The sequence below is a fragment of the Rhizobium sp. SVR5-9E genome (assembly GCF_056755095.1).
This window is the reverse complement of record NZ_JBNDHS010000496.1, coordinates 1-259: the sequence shown is the minus strand read 5'-3', so window position 1 is coordinate 259 and position 259 is coordinate 1. Positions and strand designations below refer to the sequence as shown.

Annotated in this window: 1 protein-coding gene; it reads right to left on the bottom strand. The window is 62.2% G+C overall.

Going from position 1 to position 259, the window contains the following annotated elements:
• On the bottom strand, positions 1-259 hold a 259-nt coding region (locus tag ACPYOJ_RS35775), incomplete at both ends, for an MBL fold metallo-hydrolase (protein ID WP_481420446.1).

The following is a 259-nucleotide window of genomic DNA, read 5'->3' as shown; positions in this document are numbered from 1 at the left end:
TGTGGCCGCCTTCGGCCGGCGTGCCTTCGCGGGCCTTGCTGGACCAGAAGTCATATTCCGCCTGGCTCGCCACGTAGCGTGCATTCTTGAAGGCAGGAGCGCCGTTTTCCATCAAACCACCAATATGATCGCCATGCAGGTGGGTGAGTGCGACGACGGTAACGTCATCTGCCGCATAACCTGCAGCCTTCAGTCCACCCTGGAGTTTGCCGAGGCCTCGTTCGCGGCCGGCGGGGCCGAAACCGGTATCGACCAGGAT